The sequence below is a fragment of the Kitasatospora sp. NPDC057500 genome (assembly GCF_042802195.1).
Classification (GTDB): Bacteria; Actinomycetota; Actinomycetes; order Streptomycetales; family Streptomycetaceae; genus Kitasatospora.
In genome coordinates this window covers 52562-73026 of record NZ_JBHVER010000002.1, presented here as the reverse complement: position 1 = coordinate 73026, position 20465 = coordinate 52562, and the positions used below count along the sequence as shown (strand labels likewise).

Annotated in this window: 16 protein-coding genes; 4 read left to right on the top strand and 12 right to left on the bottom strand. The window is 72.2% G+C overall.

Annotated features, from left to right (window positions below; all coding sequences use genetic code 11):
* Window positions 1-2 precede the first annotated feature (2 nt).
* The 12 genes from fabG to ACFU74_RS00695 all read right to left on the bottom strand — a co-directional run bounded on the left by fabG (window position 3) and on the right by ACFU74_RS00695 (window position 16483).
* Window positions 3-749 (bottom strand): 3-oxoacyl-ACP reductase FabG, encoded by a 747-nt coding sequence (fabG, locus tag ACFU74_RS00750; protein WP_380749549.1) that lies wholly within the window; start codon window positions 747-749, stop codon window positions 3-5.
* On the bottom strand, window positions 750-1850 hold the full coding sequence (locus ACFU74_RS00745) for a beta-ketoacyl synthase N-terminal-like domain-containing protein (RefSeq protein WP_380749547.1): 1101 nt from the start codon (window positions 1848-1850) through the stop codon (window positions 750-752).
* Entirely contained in the window at window positions 1850-3082 is a 1233-nt protein-coding gene (locus ACFU74_RS00740) for a beta-ketoacyl-[acyl-carrier-protein] synthase family protein (protein ID WP_380749544.1), read from the bottom strand. Before ACFU74_RS00740 ends, ACFU74_RS00745 begins: the two co-directional genes overlap by 1 nt.
* A gap of 54 nt (window positions 3083-3136) precedes the next feature.
* Window positions 3137-3397, bottom strand: a complete 261-nt coding sequence (locus ACFU74_RS00735; protein WP_380749542.1) for an acyl carrier protein — start codon at window positions 3395-3397, stop codon at window positions 3137-3139.
* Window positions 3398-3476: 79 nt separating this feature from the next.
* On the bottom strand, window positions 3477-4469 hold the full coding sequence (locus tag ACFU74_RS00730) for a LysR family transcriptional regulator (RefSeq protein ID WP_380749539.1): 993 nt from the start codon (window positions 4467-4469) through the stop codon (window positions 3477-3479).
* A gap of 133 nt (window positions 4470-4602) precedes the next feature.
* Complete coding sequence (locus ACFU74_RS00725; RefSeq protein ID WP_380749536.1) at window positions 4603-5391, bottom strand: BTAD domain-containing putative transcriptional regulator; 789 nt, start codon at window positions 5389-5391, stop codon at window positions 4603-4605.
* A 235-nt stretch (window positions 5392-5626) separates the two neighbouring features.
* Window positions 5627-7882, bottom strand: coding sequence for an MMPL family transporter (locus ACFU74_RS00720; RefSeq protein ID WP_380749533.1), 2256 nt, complete (start codon window positions 7880-7882; stop codon window positions 5627-5629).
* 164 nt (window positions 7883-8046) lie between these two features.
* Window positions 8047-8376: a hypothetical protein gene (locus ACFU74_RS00715; RefSeq protein WP_380749530.1), complete on the bottom strand. Its 330-nt coding sequence runs from the start codon at window positions 8374-8376 to the stop codon at window positions 8047-8049.
* Window positions 8373-10640: a pyridoxal-phosphate dependent enzyme gene (locus ACFU74_RS00710; RefSeq protein ID WP_380749527.1), complete on the bottom strand. Its 2268-nt coding sequence runs from the start codon at window positions 10638-10640 to the stop codon at window positions 8373-8375. Before ACFU74_RS00710 ends, ACFU74_RS00715 begins: the two co-directional genes overlap by 4 nt.
* Window positions 10641-10687: 47 nt before the next feature.
* Window positions 10688-11545, bottom strand: a complete 858-nt coding sequence (locus ACFU74_RS00705) for a kinase (protein ID WP_380749524.1) — start codon at window positions 11543-11545, stop codon at window positions 10688-10690.
* 71 nt (window positions 11546-11616) lie between these two features.
* Entirely contained in the window at window positions 11617-13155 is a 1539-nt protein-coding gene (locus ACFU74_RS00700) for an argininosuccinate lyase (protein WP_380749522.1), read from the bottom strand.
* Between the two features lie 7 nt (window positions 13156-13162).
* Window positions 13163-16483: an amino acid adenylation domain-containing protein gene (locus tag ACFU74_RS00695; RefSeq protein ID WP_380749519.1), complete on the bottom strand. Its 3321-nt coding sequence runs from the start codon at window positions 16481-16483 to the stop codon at window positions 13163-13165.
* Window positions 16484-16833: 350 nt separating this feature from the next.
* On the opposite strand from ACFU74_RS00695, the gene ACFU74_RS00690 reads away from it, so the two are divergent.
* The 4 genes from ACFU74_RS00690 to ACFU74_RS00675 are packed head-to-tail and all read left to right on the top strand — an operon-like array spanning window position 16834 to window position 20390.
* A complete protein-coding gene (locus ACFU74_RS00690) occupies window positions 16834-17868 on the top strand; it encodes a 3-oxoacyl-ACP synthase (protein WP_380749516.1) in 1035 nt (344 codons plus the stop codon).
* A complete protein-coding gene (locus ACFU74_RS00685) occupies window positions 17865-18134 on the top strand; it encodes an acyl carrier protein (RefSeq protein ID WP_380749513.1) in 270 nt (89 codons plus the stop codon). The genes ACFU74_RS00690 and ACFU74_RS00685 overlap by 4 nt, the downstream gene beginning before the upstream one ends.
* A complete protein-coding gene (locus tag ACFU74_RS00680; RefSeq protein ID WP_380749510.1) occupies window positions 18118-19347 on the top strand; it encodes an acyl-CoA dehydrogenase family protein in 1230 nt (409 codons plus the stop codon). The genes ACFU74_RS00685 and ACFU74_RS00680 overlap by 17 nt, the downstream gene beginning before the upstream one ends.
* Window positions 19344-20390 carry an HAD-IIIC family phosphatase gene (locus tag ACFU74_RS00675; protein ID WP_380749507.1) on the top strand — a complete coding sequence of 349 codons (1047 nt, stop codon included), beginning with the start codon at window positions 19344-19346 and terminating at the stop codon, window positions 20388-20390. Before ACFU74_RS00680 ends, ACFU74_RS00675 begins: the two co-directional genes overlap by 4 nt.
* Window positions 20391-20465: the final 75 nt, after the last annotated feature.

Here is a 20465-nt window from a genome sequence, read left to right as displayed (position 1 = left end):
GATCAGACGACGAGGCCACCGTCGACGCCGAAGACCTGTCCGGTGATGTAGGCGGCGCGGTCGGACACCAGGAACGACACCAGGTCGGCCACCTCCCGGGGGTGGCCGATGCGGCCGAGCGGAATCCGCTCGGTCATCCTCCGCGTGTGCTCCGGCGCCAGCCCGGAGAGCATGTCGGTGTCGATGAAGCCCGGCGCCACGGCGTTGACGCGCAGGCCGTAGCGCCCGGACTCCTTGGCCAGCGCCTTGGTGAGGCCGATGATCCCGGCCTTGGAGGCCGAGTAGTTGGTCTGCGTCGCGTTGCCGTACACGCCGGCCACGGAGGACATCGTGACGATGCTGCCCGCCCGGCGCTTCATCATGGCGAAGGCGGCGGCCTTGCACAGGTGGTGGGTGCCGTCCAGGTTGGTGCGCACCACGGCGTCCCAGTCCTCCTCGGGCATCATCACCAGCGGGTTGTCGCGGACGATGCCGGCGCACGAGACCGCCGCGTGCAGCGGGCCGAGCGCGTTCTCCGTGGCCTTGACGAAGTCCCGTACCGCGCGGGCGTCCGTCACGTCGACGCGGGCGGAGAACACGCCCGCCCCCTCCTTCTCGGCCTCCCGGGTGACCGACTGCGCGGCCTCCTCGTCGGACCGGTAGCAGAACGCGACGTCGAAGCCGTCCCGGGCCAGCCCGGTGACCACGTGCCGCCCGATGCCCCGGGAGCCCCCGGTCACCAGCGCGACCCTGCGGGCGTTCGTCTCCACTCAGCTCTCCTCGTTCGTCGCTGCGGCGAGCAGCGCGCAGCCGGCCGTGCCGTCCCGGTCGACCGCCGTCACGAGGGCGAGTGCGCCGGGTGGCGTCTCCTCGTCGTCGAGCACCGACAGCACCGCCGCGAGCTTCAGGCTCGCGGTCGCCGCCGAGGCGTCACCGAGCAGTGCGCGGTTCTTGAGCAACCGGGGCCCGGCCGGGCCGAGCGCGTCCCCGATCGCGGCCTCCTCGGTGCCTGCCAGGATCCCGCCGGTTTCGGCGGGAGCCGCCAGGTACACGTCCTCGGCGCGCGCACCGGCCCGTTCCAGGGCCTCGCGCACGCACTGCGCCAGGGCGGCGCGGGCGTCGGACGGGGCGGCGAAGGCGCGGAACCGGGTGGCCAGCAGGTGGGCCCGCGCGCGCCGTCCGGCGGCGCGGGCGTCCTGCGCGGTCTCCAACAGGAACACCGCGCCGCCCTCGCCCAGCGGGGACGTCCGGTCGTCGCCGTCCCGGCCGTGCCATTCCAGCCAGGCCCGCTGTTCGGAGTACTCCTCGGCTGCCCCGCACAGCACCCGCGCGCAGTGGCCGCCCCGGTGCAGCCGCATGGCGTAGCTGAGCGCCGTCAGCCCGGTCAGGCGGCCTCCGGCGATGGTGGTGTTGGGCCCCTTGATGCCGTGCCAGATGGCGCTCTGCCCGGCCGCCCGGTTCATGACCGTGTTCGGGAAGCGGGCCGGGTCGACGTGGTAGGGGCGCTCGCCCTCGAGCGAGTCGCGGGTGAAGTTCATGATGCTCTGCACGCTGCCCGAGCCGGTGCCCAGCACCAGCCCGGTCTCCTCGGTCCGGGAGGCCGGTTCCGGTCCGCCGTCGGCCAGCAGCAGGCCCACGGCGGTCACCGCGATGGCGGTGACCCGGTCCATGGTGCGGGTGCCCTTGCGGCCGACGTGCTCGGCGACGGAGAAGCCCGGCACCAGCGCGCCCTCGGTGAACGGTCCCGGCCAGGCCGCCGGGTCGAGTGCGCCGATCGCGCTGCGACCGGCCCGGACACCGGCGCGGAAGGCCTCGCTGCCGACCCCGTAGGGCGACACCGTCGACCAGGTGGAGAAGACCAGTGCGGACATCAGGTCGCCTCCCGGTGCCGGCCCAGGATGAGCACGGCGTTGTTGCCCGCGAACGCGAGCGCGTTGTTCTGCACCACGGACAGTTCGGCGGGCCGCGCCTCGTTGGGCACGCAGTCCAGCCCGCAGTCCGGGTCGGTCTCCCGGTGGTTGATGGTGGGCGGGATGAAGCCCTCGGCGATGGCCAGGGCGCAGGCGGCCGAGCCGAGGGCACTGGCCGCGCCCATGCTGTGCCCGACCATCGACTTGATGGAGACGGTGGGTGGCGGCGTGTCGAAGACCTGGCGGATGGCACCCGCCTCGGTCACGTCGTTGGCCTTGGTGCCGGTGCCATGGGCCGAGATGAAGTCGACGTCCTGCGCGCTGATCCCCGCGTTGCGGTGGGCCCGCGCCATGCAGCGGGCCAGGCCGTCCTGGTCCGGTGCGACGGGATGGTGGGCGTCGCACGTGAGCCCGTAGCCGAGGACCTCGGCGTAGATCCGGGCGCCGCGGGCGCGGGCGGACTCCAGGCTCTCCATCATGAGGATGCCCGCACCCTCGCCGGTGAGGATGCCCTTGCGGTCCCGGTCGAAGGGCTGGCACATCTCGGGGGCGATGGTCCCCAGCCGGTAGAAGCCGGCGAAGGTCTTGCGGCAGACGGCGTCGGCTCCGCCGCACAGCGCCACGTCGACGTCGCCGGCCTGGATCGCGTCGTAGCCGCTGCCGATGGCGTAGTTGCCGGCCGCGCAGGCGGTGGGGATGGTCAGGGCCTCGACGTCGGTCAGCCCGAGCTCGCGGACGATGCTGGAGGAAAGCCTCGACGCATGGGCCCGCCGGACGACCCCGGGGGTGAGGTGCTCCGGGCCCTCGTCGAGCTGTTCACCGACCAGCAGGTCCAGGTCGCGGGACTCCGCGTCCGTGGTGCCCACCGACACCATGGTCCGCCGCGTGCGCAGCTCCTCCAGTGCGATTCCCGCGTCGGCGACGGCCATGTTGGCCGCCGCCACCGAGAACTGGGTCGCCCGGCCCAGTTCCTCCGGTTCGAAGCCGCGGATCCATTCCGCCGGGTCGAAGTCGGTGACCTCGCACCCGTGGGAGTGGGCGAACCCGGTGGTGTCGAAAGCCGTGATGGGCTTGGCCCCGCTGCGACCGGCCCGCAGGCCGGCCAGGAACTCCTCGACCCCGAGGCCGATGCTGGTGACCAGGCCGAGTCCGGTGATCACCACCTGGCGCGGCCGCTGATCGTTGTCGTACACCCTGTACTCCAGTCCCTCACGCCCGCCCGGACGACCCCGGCCGGGCAGCGCCGGCTACTTGGCGGCCACGGCCTGCTCGACGATGGCGACCACGGCGTCGAGGTCGACCATCCGGGGAAGCACGCTCTGGTCGAGGTCGATCCCGTACGTCCGCTCAAGGGTGGAGAGGATCTCGATCGCGCCCATCGAGTCGGCCTCGTGGTCCTCCTTGAACCGGCTGGTGCCGGTCATGTCGGCCGGCTCGATCTCCAGGATGTCGCAGATGATGTCCTTGATCTGGGCACGCCGTTCGGCGCTGGTGGCTGCAGTAGTCATGCGGACGATGCTGGAGCAAGCGGCTGACAGCCCGCTGACCGCGAACTGACATGGCTGCTACGGGCGTTCGGGTTGCCGATCAGCCCGTTCCGGACGGCGGATCCTGCGGATGGTCCGTCAGGAGGTGCTGGATCTCGCGGAAGTCCTCGGGGTGGGTGACCATCCACGACCAGAAGCTCGGGATGGTGCGCGCGTACTCGCAGAAGTACCGGCGCACGTTCTCCACCAGGGCCGTCACGACCGTCCAGCTGAGCGATCCCGTGCGCCACACCAGCATCAGCTCGCAGACGCGGGCTCCGGCGACCGGGACGAGGCTGACGTCCTTGGTCGCACCGGTCGGCACGGTCAGCGCGGCCACCGCGGCCTCGCGGACCCAGCTCATCGCCTCGTGGTGCCCACGGACCCAGTGGATCGGCACGGGCCGGCCTTCCACGAGGTCCGCGAAGGCCGCGTCCTCGTACTCGTGGAACCAGTGGCTTCGCGCGTAGCGCACCCACTGGAGGGAACGCACCTGGGCCGGGCCGACGGGCCCGTGCGCAACCAGGGGGTGTCCCAACGACAGTGCCAGCCACAGCGGTTGACGGACGACCACCGCCGAGCTGAGCGGCGTCATCCCAGGGTGGGCCAGCTGGCGGTCCGGCGCACTGGGCACCAGCGCCAGGGTGAGCCGCCCGTCGACGACCGCGTTCATCGCGTCGGCCGGGTCCACCGTCTCGGTCTGCACCTCGGCGGCGGGCAGACACTCGGCGATCGCGTCCTTGAGGGTGGGCGGCGTCCACTCCACGTTGCCGACGCGCAGCGTCCTGACGCTCTGCGCGGCCACTTCGGCGATCACGGCGTCACCGCGCCGGGCCAGGTCGACGAGCATCGGGATCACCCGCTCGCCGAGCGGGGTGGGCACCACTCCGTTGTGCAACCTCACGAACAGCTCTCCTCCGACCTCTCGCTCCAGACGGCGAAGTTGAGAGGAGAGGGAAGGCTGCGGAAGGTTGAGCCGGATCGCGGCCGACGATATGCTCCCGGCACTGGCGATGGCAGCCACGAGCCGGGCATGTCGTAATTCGACGCGCATTACAGACGAAGCCCCCGCTTCCCCAGACACCTGTGACCCCGCGCTCCGCCCGCCCCAAGTGGCATACGGAGCAACCACCGTAACACCACCTCGGTCTCGGCGGGTCGCGTCCGGCGACAGATCTGACGGTCCGTCAACCTGCAAGCATCAGGGGCCCGTGGGGACTTCCGAGGATGTCGTCCTGGTGGAGGATCGCCCGGTACACCGCGTGCAGGGAACGTCCCGGCTCCACGCCGAGGTCTTCGGCCAGCCGCCGGCGGGTCTGGTGGAACACGTCGAGCGCCTCGGTCTGCCGGCCGTCACGGTAGAGGGCCAGCATCAGCAGTTCGCTGAGCCGTTCGCGGCCGGGGTGTTCGGTGGCCAGCTGTCGCAGCTCCGGCACCGGCACGCGTTCCGCACCGACCGCCAGTTTCGCGGTCGCCCAGTCCTCGTACGCGGCGAGCCGCCGCTCCTCCAGGCGCACGGACGCCGTCCGGCAGCGGAACCCCTCGACGACGTCCAGCAGGGCCGCGCCCCGCCACATGTCCAGCGCCTCCGCCAGGACGAGCGCCGCCCCCGCGGGATCCCGGCCGATCAGGGCCGTGCCCTCGTCCGCGAGGGTCACGAAGCGGTGGGCATCGACCGATTCGGGCCGGACGTCCAGCAGGTAGCCGGTGCCGACGGTGCGCACGAGGTCCCGGCCCTCCCCCCCGGCCACGGACGCCAGGAGCTTGCGCAGCCGGGTCACATTGGCCTGCAGGGCGTTCTTGGCGTTGGCGATGCGTTCGTCACCCCACAGCTCGTCCACGAGCTGGTCGAACGGAACGGGCCGGCCCGGGGCCAGGGCCAGCAGGGCGAGCACCGAGCCCACCCGCTTCGACGTGACGCCCCAGCTCCGCGTGCCCTGGGTGAGCAGAAGTGGGCCGAGTATGTGGATCTGCACGATTCGACACCCCCGTGTTCGTTTGATTCACATCCTTGTCCACCGCTCCGCCGCTGAGAAATATCAAACTTCCGGCTTTGCCATACCTGGCGGATATGCCCGCGGAACCGGCCATTCCAGACCGGCCCCTGAGCCAAAAAGATGCCGGACCGCCCTGAGCTGGGCGGTCCGGCACCGAGCCTTCCCGGGGGTTGGAAGGCCGTACAGGGGGGCCGCCGGCGAGGGCGGCCCCGGATCAGACGCTCCCGGACTCCCGCGTCCACAGCACGGTGACCGTCTCGGAACCGACCGCTCCGAGCTGCTGCTGCTGCCGCACCGCCCGCATCGTCCGGGACGGCCACCAGATCACCTTGCCCAGCAGGGTCAGGACCGACGGCAGGATCATGATCCGCACGATGAAGGCGTCGAGCAGGACCGCCGCAGCGAGGACGAAGCCCATCTGCTTCATCTCCACCAGGGTGAGGAAGGCGAAGCTGGCGAACACGGTGACCATGACCACCGCCGCACTGGTCACCACGCCCGCGGAGCTGCCGATCCCCTCCAGCACGGCCGAGCGGGTGTCCAGTCCGCGCTGGGCCGCCTCCCTGATCCGGCTGACCACGAAGACCTGGTAGTCCATCGACAGCCCGAAGAGGATGACGAACAGGAACAGCGGCACGCGGGAGCCGATCGCTCCGGTGGAGTGGAAGTCGAGGATGCCCTCCGCCCAGTGGCCCTGGAAGACCACGACCAGCAGGCCGAAGGCGGACGCCGCGGAGAGCAGGTTGAGCAGGGTGCCGATCACACCGATGACCACCGACCGGAAGGCCAGCACCGTCATGCCGAACGTCACCAGCAGCAGGATGGCGACGATGAGCGGGAGCTTGGAGCTCTGGTGGTCCAGGTAGTCGACATCGCGGGCGATGTCACCGGTGACGTACGCCTCGGCGCCGGACACCTTGCCGACGGTGGCGGGCAGGTAGTCGTCACGGATGTGGTCGAGCGACTCGAGCGCCTGGGGCGAACTGGGCTTGACCGGAACGGAGAGCATCATGCTGGTGATCCGCTTGTCGGCGGAGGTGCTCAGCTTGAACTCGACGTCCTTGTCGAACAGCGGGTCCGCCTGGGCCCGGCGGCGCAGGTCCTCCATCGCCGTCCGTACCTGCGGCTCGCGGTTCGCGTCGGCGCGCACCACCACCTGGTGCTGGACGAGAGTCTCCGGGAAGGCGGCGGTCAGCCGGTCGTAGGTCTGCACGGCGGGGATGTCGCGGGAGAAGGTGTCCTTCCCCAGCACGCTCAGCTTCAGACCGAGGGCGGGCGCGGCCAGCCCCAGCATGACGAGCACCGAGACCAGCAGGGTGACCCCGGGGCGCTGGGTGGCGGGCCGCAGCAGCGCGCTCCACACCTTGCTCGTCCCGCCGTGCGCCCGGGCCGCCTTGCCCCGGGCCGCGAGTCGGGCCGCACGCCGCTCGGCACGGGCGCCGAGCTTGGCCAGCAGGGCGGGCAGCACCGTCAGCGAGCTGGCCACGGCGACCGTGACGACGATCACGGCGCCGGTGGCGAGCGAGGAGAAGATGACGTCCGTGGCGAAGTACAGTGTCGCGGTCGAGACGATCACCGCGAATCCGGAGACCACGATGGCCCGGCCGGCGGTGGCCGCGGCGATCTCCGCGACGGCCTGCGAGCCGAGCCGGCCGCCGGCCTTGGCCCGCTCCTCGCGGTCCCGCTTCAGGTAGAAGAGTGAGTAGTCGACGCCGACGGCCAGGCCGATCAGCAGGATGATGTTGTTGCCGACGCCGGCGTCCGGCAGCACGTGCGAGGCGACGGCGGACAGCCCCATGGCGGCGGCGATGGAGGTGAGGGCCAGCAGGACCGGCACGCCCGCCGCGACCACGGAGCCGAAGGCGATCATCAGGGTGATGATGGTGACCGGCAGGGTGAGCATCTCGGAGAAGGCGAGGTCGTCGCCGCGCTGCTTGTCGAGGCCCTTGCTCATCGAGGGGCCGCCGGTCTCCTGCACCCGGACGCCGGGGTGGGCCTGCTGCACGGCGGCGGTCTGCTCGACCAGCGGGTCGACCTTCTTGCGGGCCGCGAGTTCCTCGCCCGTCATGACGACCTGGACCATGAGGACCTTGCCGTCGCGGGAGAGGACCGGCTGCTCGACGTTGTCGACCTCGGGGAGCTTGCCCATCCGCGCGGTGATGTCCGCGGCGGCGGCCCGGGCCGCGGACACGTCCAGCGTGCCGGACGGGGAGTCGATGACGATCTGCTCCACGGGCCGGCGTTGCAGACCGCCCTCCGTCGCGATCGCCTCCGCCTTCCCGGCCTTGCCGACCCGGTAGTCCGCGGTGGTGGCGCTGTTGGTGCCGACCGCGGCCGAGGCGCCGAGGCACAGCGCGACGAAGACGAACCAGCCGACGATGGCGCGCCAGGGGTGGGCCGCGCTCCAACTCGCCACCCGGACGATGACCGAGCGTTTCTCCACTGTCTCCATCCCCTTACCCACGTCCATGGTTTCTTCTACGTGTAAGAGTGAGCTTACATGCATAAGAGTGCGCGTCAACTCTCCCTCCGCGCCATCTACGCCTTGCCGGAGGGAAGTTGGGCCGCTTCCTGCCACACGACAAGGACCCAGCCCCGGGGGGCTGGGTCCTTGTCGGCATCGGAAAGGCCCGGTCAGACGGCTACCGGCAGCTCGGCGAAGAAGACACTGGTGGACGACGAGGTCTCCCTGGAACCCGCCATCCACAGGGCGCCGTCCGGGCCGGTCGCCAGCGCCCCCAGCGCGGTCACCTGACGGTTGGTGCCCAGGGCCTTGGCGGTGCCGTTCGCGGCAACGCCGATCCGACTGAACCGGAACCACGCGCCCGAACCCGGCTGAACCGGAAAGACCTGCCACGACGGGGCCGTGGTCGCAGCGGACACCACGCCGGGCGCACCGCCGATCCCCATCGCCGGCACGAGGGCCGCGGCGGAGCGCAGAACGCTTCGTCGACCGACCGTCATACTTTCGTCCTCTTTCCCCGGAGTTCGACATCGACGAGTGCCGAGGCCCGGTCGAGCGCCTCGACGACCGCCGCCCGGCTCTCGCCGACGGCGATGATGTGGCCGATCCGCCCGTAGGCGTCCGTCGGAGGGGCGACCCCGGTGCCCGCCGCGGCGGTGACCGTCACGCGCTCCACCCCCGGAACCGCCCTGGCCTCCTCCAGGCCGGCCACGCGCTCCAGGACCCCCTGCTCGGTGGGCAGGATGAACTGGATGCCCGCGTGGCGCGCGAACCCGTCGGGGAGCACGGGTTCGCCGCCACCGGCGTAGGCCACCTGGGCGGCGAGCAGGTCGACCCCGGTGGCGAGGCGGTAGAGCTCGGGGATGAGGCCGCCCGCGAGCCTCGGGTTGATCTCGACGACGGCCGTGCCGGTCGCGGTGCGCTTCACCTCGGTGTGGCTCGGACCGCGGCCGAGGCCGGTCGCGGCCAGCGCGGCCGACACCGTCGCGACGATCTCCCGCGCCGCCTCGGCGGGCAGGTCGGCGGGCACGAGGTGCCGGGACTCCACGAAGTGGGGTGCGCCGGTCACGGTCTTCTCGGTGATGCCGATCAGCCGGTGCACTCCGCCGACGCCGAACATCTCCACGCTGTACTCGGGCGCGTCCATGTACTGCTCGACCAGCGCCCGGCCCGCCATGGCCTGCCCGCGCCCGTTGGTGGTCCGGCCCGTGATCTCCTCAGCCAGCTCGGCGGCCTGCTGCGCGGAATCACACCGGCGCACCCGCGTCGAGCCCGAGTCGTCGACCGGCTTGACCACGCAGGGAACACCGATCCGGTCCGCGGCCGCGGCCGCGGACCGCCCGTCCTCGACCACCTCGAACCTCGGCTGCCCGATCCCGGCCCGCAGCAGGGTCTCGCGCAACCGCCCCTTGTCACGGCAGCCGGCTATCGCCTCGGGACGCTCCGCGGGCAGCCCCACCGCGGTGGCCAGCGCAGCCGCCGCCACCAGGTAGAACTCGCTGGTCGTCGACACGCCGGCGATGCAGCCGGGCTCGAACGCCTTGGTCACCGCCCGGACCAGCGCATCGGTGTCGTTGGTGTCGCAGTCCACGACCGTGGCACCGGTCTCGGCGAGCCCTCCGTACCTGGTGGGGTCGCCGGTCGCGAGCACCGGCTCGTAGCCGGCCTGCGCCGCGATCCGCAGGGCCAGCATGCCGGTACCGGTGGTGTTGGACTCCACGAAGACGAAGGCCGGCCGCGGCGCGTCCGCGCGGTTGCGGCGGAACGACCAGCTCTTCACCTCCGTCCCGTCGACGACCTGACGCGGCACCGTGGCGACGGGCAGGCGCCGGAGGTCCTGCTCCGCCCAGTGCGCGTCGCTGTGCACGGTGTCGGCGTACCGGTCCCCGCGGTCCGGGAAGATCCCGACCAGGGTCGTGCCCGGCGCGGCCCGTCGGGCCGTCTCGCACAGCACCCGGTACACCGATCCGGAGGTGTTGCCCGCGAACAGCTTCTCCTCGCGGGCCAGCTCCCGGGTGGCGCCGAAGGCCTCGTGGTCGTTGAGCCAGTGCACCTCGTCGATCACGGAATGGTCGAGGTTCTTCGGGTGCAGACTGTTGCCCAGCCCGCTCTGCAGCCGCTCGGGCCGGTCGGGCTGGCCGAAGAGCACGCTTCCGACGCAGTCCACCCCGACCACGTACAACTCCGGCAGGGACTCGCGCAGCACGCGTGAGGTGCCGCACAGCGAGCCGCCACTGCCAACGGCGCCGACCACGACGTCCACCGTGCCGAGGTCGGCGAGCAGCTCTTGCGCCAAGTGCCGGTAGGCGGCGGGATTCTGCGGGTTCTCGTACTGCTTCGGCCAGAACGCGCCCGGGTTCCGGTCCATGATCTCCCGCAGCCGGGTCAGCCGGGCGCCCTGCCAGCCGTGCTCGTCCATCGCGGGCACCACGTGCACCACGCAGCCCAGCGCCTCCAGCTTGGCCAGCGTCACGCGGTCGATCCGCGGGTCGGTGACGATGTGCACCGGATGGCCGAGGGCGGTGCCCACCAGGGCGACCCCGAGGGCCATCGTGCCCGAGGAGCTCTCCACGATCGGAGCGCCCTCGGCCAGCACGCCGGTGCTGCGCGCGTCGGTGACGATCTGCTTGGCCACCCTGTCCTTCATCGCGAACAGGTTGTTCATCTCGAGCTTCGCGTAGACCCGGACGTCCCGGTCGGCCCCCAGCCGCAGCCGGACCAGCGGTGTCCGGCCGATGGCGTCGATCACGTTCTCGCTCAGCATGTGCCCTCTCTTCCCATCCCTGCACCGGGCCTGCGCAGCGCCGGAGTTCATCGGTCGAAGCTCAAGGTCCGGTACACCGTGACGTTGCCGACGACCTCGGAGCAGGCGCTCGCGGCGTCCACCAGCCGCTGCGGGTACGAGGGATCGGCCGTGTCGAGGAGCACGCCCAGGCACGTCCCGCTATGGCCGACCACCACACCGAGCCCGCCGACCTGCCCACTGATGTCGATCATGGCGTCGAGCATCTTCTTGGGACGCAGCACCTGGTTCATCAGGGCGCTGCGCGTGGCCACCGCGCCGACCTCGGCGAGGTCCGCGCCGGCCACCGCCGTGGCCATCCGCTCCAGCAGCAGCGCGTACTGGGCCCGGTCCGCGGCGGAGAACGGCTTCGGGATGCGGTTGAAGGCGATCGTGTCGATCTCGCCGCCCTCGTCCACACCCACCACGGTCATCGACGGCAGGGAGCCCAGTGCGCTGTGGAGTTCCACCCTGCGGTGGTAGAAGGCCACGACACCGGGGTACAGCACGCCGTCGGTGGGTTCGATCTGCGCCAGCAGCGACTCGATCCGCCGGGGCGGCATCGGCTCGCCCAGCGCGTTGGCGACCGCGCGCGCCGTCGCCACCAGGTCCGCGGACGAGCTGGCCAGCCCCTTGCCCTCGGCCAGCGTGCTCTCGATGGTCAGCACCCCGCCCATCGGCGCCGCCGAGGACTCCATGATCATTCCGGCCAGCCGGAGCGACTTCCGCTTGTGCGCGGGCCGGACCTCCAGCTCGTCGGTGCCGGGCATGCCGTGGAAGGTCACCCGGGCCCAGCGGGCGATGGGAAGGGTGACCAGGAAGTCGCTGTTCTCCTCGGGCAGCACTCCCTGGAGCAGTTCGCCGAACGTGCCGGACGCGGTACTCATGCCCGTCACCGCGGCGGTCGGCGCCGGGTGGCTCCCCGTGGCGCCCTGCCCCAGGACGGTGCCGGGGGCCCTCACCACTCCTGCCTTCCCTCCGGTCCGGCGAGCAGGCGGTCGACCTCGGCCGCCGCCGCGTCGACGCCCGCCCGCCGGTCGGCCCAACGCTTCTCCAGTGCGTCGAACGCGCTCTCCTGAACGGTGAGCAGGGACCGCACGGCCTCCGGGTGGGTCGAGCCGTCCGAGCGCTTCGCCAGGAGTCCGCCCGCCACGCCCATCGCCTCGGTGAGCAGGTCCGCGGCGTTCTCGGCGGTGCACCCCTGCGCGGCCAGGACCTCGTCGAGCAGTGCGGCGTCGGGCTCCGCGGGAGGCAGTCCGCGCTCGACGGCCAGCACGATGTAACGCCCGGCCACGACCTGGGCGCTGCGCCAGGGAACCCCGGCGCGCAGGGTCAGCAGATTGGCGAGCGTGAACCCGCCCAGGTACTCGCTCTCACAGGCCTCGCGCATCCGGTCCTCCCGGAACCGCAGGTTCCCCAGCACCGCGCCGAACAGCCGCAGCACCGACCCGAGGGTGTCGAAGGCGGCGGGCACCCCGGCCCCCGCCTCCTTGGAGATCTCGACGGAGTTGCTGTACGGGGTGGAGCGCTGTCCCGTGGAGATGGCCGTGTAGGCCGCGCCGAGATGCGCCGTACGGGCCCGGATCCGCTCCAGCACCGGGTAGTTCTTCTTCTGCGGCATCGCGGAGGAGATGCCCGACCAGTGGTCCGGCAGGTCGATGAAGCCGTATCCGGCGCTGCCCCAGGTCATCAGGTCGGTGACGAATCGGCTCAGCGCGACGCCCAGCAGGGAGAACTCCGCGCACGCCTCCAGCGCCCAGTCGCGCTGCGCCACCGCCCGCAGCGCGTGCGTGCTGACGTCGGAGAAGCCCAGCAGGGCAGCCATCCGGGCCCGGTCCCACGGCAGCTCCTGCCCGGCCATCGCCCCCGCGCCCAGCGGAGCGGCGGCGGCGGTCCGGTACACCGGTTCCAGGCGCTCCAGGGTGTGCAGCACCTGCTCACCGAGTGCCGCGAAGTAGAAGCCGGGGCTGATCACCTGGGCCGGCTGCATGTGGGTGTACCCGGGCATGACCAGTTCGGTGCCGCGCCCGGCCAGCCGGTGTGCGCTGCGGCCGAACGCGATCAGCTCCTCGGCGCAGTCCAGCAGCCGTGCCCGGCCCTGCATCAGCTGGGCGGTGGCCTGCAGGTCGTTGCGACTGCGGTCGACGTGCCACGCGGGCGGCACCGCGGCCAGCCGCCGCACGACATGGCGCTCCAGGGTGAAGGCCATGTCGCTCATGCTCTCCTCGGCCTCCCGGGCGATGGCCTCGGGGGTGACCCGGTCGAGCAGGTCCGCGATGGCGCCGACCTGGGCTCCGTCCAGCAGGCCGAGCCGGCGGTACTCCAGCAGCAGGACCTTCTCCAGCTGGACGTACCAGGGCAGCAGGGCGTCGATCTCGAAGCGGAGCTGCGGCTCCAGCACCTCGGCGCGCAGCAGCGCGTCGGGGCCTGCCGCGATCCGTCCGGTCAACCCGCCGGCTCCGCTGGAACCGGCCGTCGTCACATGGTCGTTGGACATGCTTTCCTCACGGGGACGAAGGGGTGGAACGGTTCAGCGCGGCCAGCACCGCGTCTCTCGCGTCGGCCGCCCGGGTCCGCGGAGAGCACTCCCCGCGGCCCGGCAGCCGGCGTTGCGTCACCTCGTCGGAGAAGTGCCGCCAGTCCCAGTGCCCGTGGCCACGGTCTCCGGCCGTCCCGGCCGGGCCCCGCTGACCATCCTCGGTGACGACGAGTTCGATGCCCGTCCTGACGCGGTGGGCTGCCGGGCTCTGCCGGGCGGCCAGCAGGAAGGACCCGGCCGACAGCACGTCGTGCCGGTAGGCGGGCCCGAGCAGCCGGGCCCGTTCCGGCTTGAGCTCGTCGAACTCCACGTACACGCCCTCGCGCAGGAGGGTGGCGGCGACCTCCCCGTCACTCAGGGCACGGATCCGTTCCGTTTCCGCCCACACCTTCGCCGGCCAGTCCGGGGCGACACCTCCGACGAGGACCCGACGAGGCGCCGAAAGGCCGTCCTCCAGCAGCCGGGCCAGGGCGAGCGCGGGCGCCGCGCCCTCGCGCTGGCCCCACAGCACCAGTGGTACGTCGGTCAGCCGTCCCAGCTCCCGCGCGACCCGGCGCGCCACCTCCGCCACCTCCGCCAGATCCGCCACCTCCGCCGGATCCTGCGCGCCGGGGACGAAGTCGTGCCCGGGCAGTTCGACGCCGTACACCTCGACGCCGCAGGGGGCGAGTTCCCGGGCCAGGGCAAGGAAGTTGACGGCGTTCCCGCCCGCGCCCGGGAAGCAGACCAGGCGGCCCTGCGGCACGGTCCGGTCCGGGAGCGCTCCGGTCAAGGCCTGCAACAGAGCGGCCCCCGGCCGCTCGGGTGCCGCGGCCCTGCCCGCGTCGACCGCGACGGCGAGGTCGGACAGCACGGGATGGGCGACGATCTGGGCCAGCGAGACGAGCCGGTCCAGCTTCACGACCAGCCAGGTCGCGGCGAGCGACGTCCCGCCGAGCGCGAAGAAGTTGTCGGCCCGCCCGATGCCCTCCAGCGGGAGGTTGAGCGCCTCCGCCCAGGCCATCGCGAGGCGTCGCTCGGTGGGCGTGGTGGGCGCCGTACTGGGCACGTCGGCGTGCCCGAGCGTTCCGGCGAGCTCGGTGAGCGCCTTCCGGTCCACCTTGCCGTTCGCGCCGACCGGCAGGACGTCGAGCCAGTGACAGTGTGCGGGGATCATGTAGTCCGGCAAGTGGCGGGCCAGGGCGGCCCGGAGGCGGCCGGCCTCCGTCCGGACGGTGCCCACCAGGAAGGCCACCAGGACCCGGTGCCGGTCGCCCGCCGACGAGGCGACGACCACCGCGCCCTTCACCTCGTCCAAGGCCATCAGCTGGTTCTCGACCTCACCGGTCTCGACCCGGAATCCGCGGATCCTGACCTGCTGGTCGCGGCGGCCGAGGAACTGCAGCCGGCCACCGGGCAGCCAGCGCCCGAAGTCGCCGGTCCGGTACATCCGCTGTCCCGGCCGGAACGGATCGGGCACGAACGCGGCCCGGGTCCGCTCGGGATCGTTGACGTAGCCACGGCCGACCGCGACACCCGAGAAGACGATCTCTCCGGTCGAGCCGAGCGGCACCAGCTCGCCCTGCTCGTCCAGCACGTAGCCGTGGACGTTGCGCCGCATCCGTCCGAGCGTGACCGGCCCGTCCTCCGGCGCCCGGTCGAGGAACTCGTGCATCGTGTCGTCGGAGACCTCGGTCGCGCCGTACGCGTTGACCACCCGGATGCCCGGCCGACACGCGAACCACCGGTGCAGCAGCGCCGGTTTCAGTTCCTCTCCCGTCACCGAGACGGTGCGCAGCACGCCGAGACCGCGGGGGTGCCGTTCGAGGGCCGTGATCAGCGCGTCGAAGTAGGACGGGACGAACTGTGCGACGGAGACCCGAGAGGCGGCCAGCTCCGCGATGAAGCGGTCCACGTCGAGCAGCACGTCGGTGTCCACGATGCGTGCGCTGCCGCCGGTCAGCAGCGGGGCGATCAGCTGCCACAGCGAGATGTCCAGGGACTGTGCCGCGGTCTGCGCCACCACGTCGCCGGGGCCCAGCCCGAGGTCCGCCACCTTCATCAGCAGGTGGTTCAGCAAGCCGCCGTGCTCGCACATCACGCCCTTCGGCGTGCCGGTGGAGCCGGAGGTGAAGTAGATGTAGGCGAGTGCGCCGGGCGCGAGTTCCCGGCCCAGGTTTCCGGTGGCCCCCGTGCCGGGGCTCCCGGTTGCGGCACACAGGGCCGCGGCGTCCACCGGACGGCGCGCGTCCCCGTCCCGCACGGTGGCCGAGGCGCCCGCGCCGGTTCCGAGGACGAACCGGCACCCCGCGTCGTCGAGCTGCGCCGCGATCCGGGCGGCCGGGAGGCCGGGCTGCACCGGCAGGTAGCAGCCGCCCGCCTTGAGCACGGCGATCGTGGCCGCCGCCGCTTCCAGGCCGCGCTCCATGACGACGGCCACCACGTCCTCGTCCCGGAGGCCGTCCGCCAGCAGCGCGTGAGCGATCCGGTTGGCGTTCGCGTTGAGGCGGCCGTAGGTCCAGGACCGGCTGCCGTGCGAGACCGCCACCGCGTCGGGGGTCGACCGGACCTGTTCCTCGAACCGCTGGACGAACAGCCTCCCGTCGAAGGGCTCCGCCGCGCCCGCCAGGCCGTGGATCTGGGTGTGCCGCTCGTCCTCGGCGAGCAGGCTCCGCTCCCCCGCCGGCGCGTCCGGATGGGCGGGCAGCAGCTCCAGGGCCCGTCCGTGGTAACCGACGATCCGGGTCAGGTGCTCCTCGGACATGACGTCCGAACGGGACCGGGCGCACACCGCGACGCGGTCCCCGCGCACGACGATGCGCACCCACAGCGGCGGTGTGCTCCGCGGGTCCGGCTCCGTCGCGGACAGGTCCAGCACGGCTTCGCGGCCCGGCTCGCCGAGCGCACCCGGCGCCGGCGCGCGCCGGCACTCCCGCGCGGCCAGCCCGACGAGTTCGCGCCAACTGCGGCGCAGCACGCCCCGCACACCCAGCGGGCGCGGCGAGCCCGGATCACCGTCGACGGGCACGTAGCCGGTGACCGGATCCTGCTCGGAGGTCAGCGCCGCAACCACCCTCAGGTGCGCGGCCAGCAGCACGGCGTCCAGCGGGGCCGCGCTGTCGGCGGCCATCGTGCGCAGCCGGGCGGCCGATCCGGGGGCCAGGACGAGTTCGGCGGTCACCCCGGCCCGCGCATCCGCCTCGCCCGCGGTCCACCGCGGAACGTGTACGGCCGGCGCCCCGATGTCCCCCGGGGCGCGCTCGTCCGTCGCCCCGGCCGCGGCTGAACGGTCCAAAGTCTTCGACACGTGATCGCCAACCTACCGAGGAATGAACGGAGGAATGTGTTGTTGGAATGCCTTCGCCAGCATGCTGGCGAACCGCACTGACAAGCCGCTGACAAAACATCACAATGACCGGACCGCCCGACCTTTCCCGTGCGGGCGCTCCTGGAGCTGCTCCGGTCGGAACCCCGCGCATTGCTCGGCCCACCTGCCGTATTTGCCGCCCGCTTAAAGGTGTGGCGGCCGTATGGCCTCGAAGGCAGGCTGAGGCCATTCCACTCTCGTTCCCGAGCACGTGGCCCCCACCGTCTTCCATCCGTGTCACATCCACCTCGATGTCGATGCGCCGGCCACCCGAGCACGGAGGAAAGACCATGTCCGAAGAGGGAACCACCGTGTCCCCGCAGGCCCTCCGGCACGGCGCGGCACCCGTCGCCGTCCGCAGCGCCGCCTGGTACCTGCCCGAGCGCACCGTGCCGATCACCGGCATCCGGACGCTCGACGAGACCGAGCGCGCCACCCGCGACGGTCTGGGCATCGACACGGTCCGGGCGGACGACGGGCTGGACTCCGTCACCCTCGCGGAACGCGCCGCGCGCCGGGCCCTGGAACAGGCGGGGCTCGACGCCCGGGAGGTGGGTGCGCTGGTGATGGTGGAGTCGCGGGCCCAGGAGACCTTCCTCAGTTCCGAGGCGACTCGCCTCCAGCAGCGGCTCGGCGCCGAGAACGCCATCACCTTCTCGGTGGGCGGGCTCGGCTGCGTCTCGATCACCCCGGCCCTGCTGGCGGCCCGCGGACTGCTGGCCGCGGACCCCGCCCTGGACGACGTCCTGGTCGTCCACGGCAGCAAGCCGGCCGCCGCTCTGCGGTACCGCCACCCCGTCACGGTGAACGGCGACGGCGGGCAGGCGCTGCTGGTCTCGCGCAGCGGGCGGATCCGGCTGCACGACATCGCCCAGCTGACCAACGGGCGCTACTGGGACCTCTTCCACGTCGACTACCGGGACCGCCCCACCGCCCAGTGGCGCGAACGGTGCACCGATCCCCGCGCCTATTCCTTCCGCCTGGCCATCGAGACGCGCAACCGCCTCTCCTCGATGCTGGACGATCTGCTGCGGCGCAACGGAATCGGCCGCGGGGACGTCAGCGGCTTCGTCAGCCAGAACCTGTCCACCGGGAGCTTCGCCTTCCTTGAGGACTCCCTGGACATCGAACTGCTGCCGGCGTGCCGGCAGAACCTGCGGAGGTACGGCCATCTCGGGCCCAATGACGTCTTCCTCAATCTCAGCACGGCAATCGACCACGAGGACCTGGCCCCCGGCGACCTCGCGGTCATGATCAACGTCAGCCCGGTGGCGGCCTGGAGCCTGCTGCTGGTCGAGACAGATCCGCGGAAGGACGTGGCATGAACGACATCACCGAGCAGATCACCGAGTTCCTGAGCGCGGCACTGCGCCGACAGGTCGGTCCGGACGACGACTACTTCGCCCAGGGCCTCACCGACTCACTGTTCGCGCTGGAACTGGTGACCTTCGTCGAGAACCGCTTCGCCCTCACCGTCGAGGCCGAGGATCTGGATCTGGACAGCTTCAGAACCGCCGACCGCATCACGGAGTTCGTCCGGCGCAAGCTCGATGCCCCCGAGCGGGGGGAGGCGCATGCCCAGCGTTCCTGACCGCGGCCTCGACGCCGCGACGACGGATTCCCCGGCCCGGCACCTGTCCCGGGTGGCGGACGATCTGGCGGCCGACGCACGTGTCCACGCGTCCCGTTGGGACCAGGACGGCCACCTGCCCGATTCGGTGCGCGCGGAGTTCGCCGGATCGGGTCTGCTCGCCGCCGACCTGCCCGAGCGGTACGGGGGTGCGGGCCTCGATCCGCTCGCACTCGGGGAGATCACGGCACGGATAGGCGGCGAGTGCAGCGCCCTGCGCGGTCTGCTGACCGTCCAGGGCATGGTCGCGGCGGCACTGCAGCGCTGGGGAACGGCGGAGCAGCGGGACGACTGGCTGCCCCGGCTGGCCGGCGGCGAGCTGACCGCCGGCTTCGCGGCGACGGAGCAGGCCGCGGGCAGCGCGCTGGGCTCGGTGGAGACCCGTATCGAGTCGTCGGTCCGGTCGGGTCATCGGGAACTGGTCGTCAGCGGCCGCAAGCGGTGGGTCACCTTCGGTGCGGTCGCCGACGTGTTCCTGGTGCTCGGCACGTGCGAGGGAAAGCCTGCCGCCGTGCTCGTGGACGCGGACCGCGCCGGTGTCGAGCGGGAGCCGGTGAACGGCCAGCTCGGCATGCGGGCAGCCCGCATCGCCCATGTGTCCTTCGACGGCGTGCGGGTGCCCCTGCGCCGGCTGGTCGCTCCTCCCGGGCTGGGCCTGTCCCACGTCGTCGGGACCGCGCTCGACCACGGCCGCTTCACGGTCGCCTGGGGGTGCGTGGGCATGGCGGAGGCATGCGTCGAGGACGCCGCCACTCACGCGGCGGTCCGCCGGCAGGGCGGCGTCCCCCTCGGCGACCACCAACTGGTCCGTTCGCTGCTGGCCAGGGCGGCGGTGGATGCCGCCGGGGCCCGCGAACTCGCCCGCAGGGCCGCCGAGGCGCGTGTCCCGGGCCCGGGGCACGGGGTGTCCGAGACGATCACGGCCAAGTACGCGGCGGCTTCCGCGGCGGCGACGGCAAGCCGCGACGCCGTCCAGGTGCTCGGCTCGGCCGGCTGCGCACCGGACAGCCGGGCGGGCCGTCACTTCCGGGACGCCAAGGTCATGGAGATCATCGAGGGAGCGCCGCAAGTGTCAGAACTCCACATCGCCGAGCAGTTGTTACGGCGCTTCGGGGATACGGCGCGCGGCCTGGACCGCCCCGCGGGGCCCCGCCTGCCCGGAGGCACGCCGTGACGGCGGCGGGCGCTCCCACCGTCAAGTGCCTCGTGTGGGACCTGGACGACACCCTGTGGGACGGAGTGGTACTGGAGGGCGATGATCCCGCGCCCTTCCCCGCGGCGCTGGAGACCCTGGCCTCGCTGGACCGCCGCGGCATCCTGCACGCCGCCGCCGGCCGCGGTGAACCGAGCGTCACCCGGCGACATTTGACGCAGCGTCAGTTATCGGACTGGTTCTGCGCGGTGCAGGTGGGCTGGGGCCCCAAGTCCGATGCGGTGCGCCGGATCGCGAAGGCCCTCAACATCGGCCTGGACACCATCGCGTTCGTCGACAACGACCCGGTGGAGCGGGCGGAGGTGGAGAGCGAACTCCCCATGGTCCGCTGCTACCCGGCGGCGGAGGTCGAACGGCTGCCGCGGTTGCGGGAATTCCGGCCCGAACACATCACGGCGGAGGCCACCGGGCGACGCCGGCTCTACCAGGCCGAGTGGCAGCGCCGGGAGGCCGAGGAGAAGTTCACCGAAGGACGCCGGTCGTTCCTCGACTCGCTCGGACTTGTCATGGAGCTGCGCCCGGCCACCGAGGAGGGCCTGTCCCGGGCCAGCGAACTGACCGTCCGCACCCATCAGCTCAACAGCACGGGGCTGACCTACGGGATCGACGAACTGCGCCGACTGAGCTCCGCACCGGACCACCAGGTGCTGCTGGCCACGCTCCGCGACCGCTTCGGCGACTACGGGATCATCGGCCTGGCCGTCACCGAACTCGTCGGGCGGGACTCGGTCCTGCGGCTGATGCTGATGTCCTGCCGGGTCGCCTCGCGCGGTGCGGGGAGCGTGCTGCTGCACCATCTGGTCCAGCAGGCCCTGGCGGACGGCCGGCGCCCCGTCGCGCACTTCATCCCGACCGAGGCCAACCGGAACCTGCTGGTCACGATGCGCTTCGCCGGATACGAGCCGACGGTCACCGACGAGGACCGCCTCGTGCTCACCGTGGACTCGCGGCGTCCGCTGCCCGAGGCCCCCGGCCACACCCGCGTGATCGCCGGTGCGGCATGAACGGCGACGGGAACGCGACCGCGACGACCCGACAGCCCGGTGGCGCCGATGGATGCGCCCCGGCGCAGGTGCGGC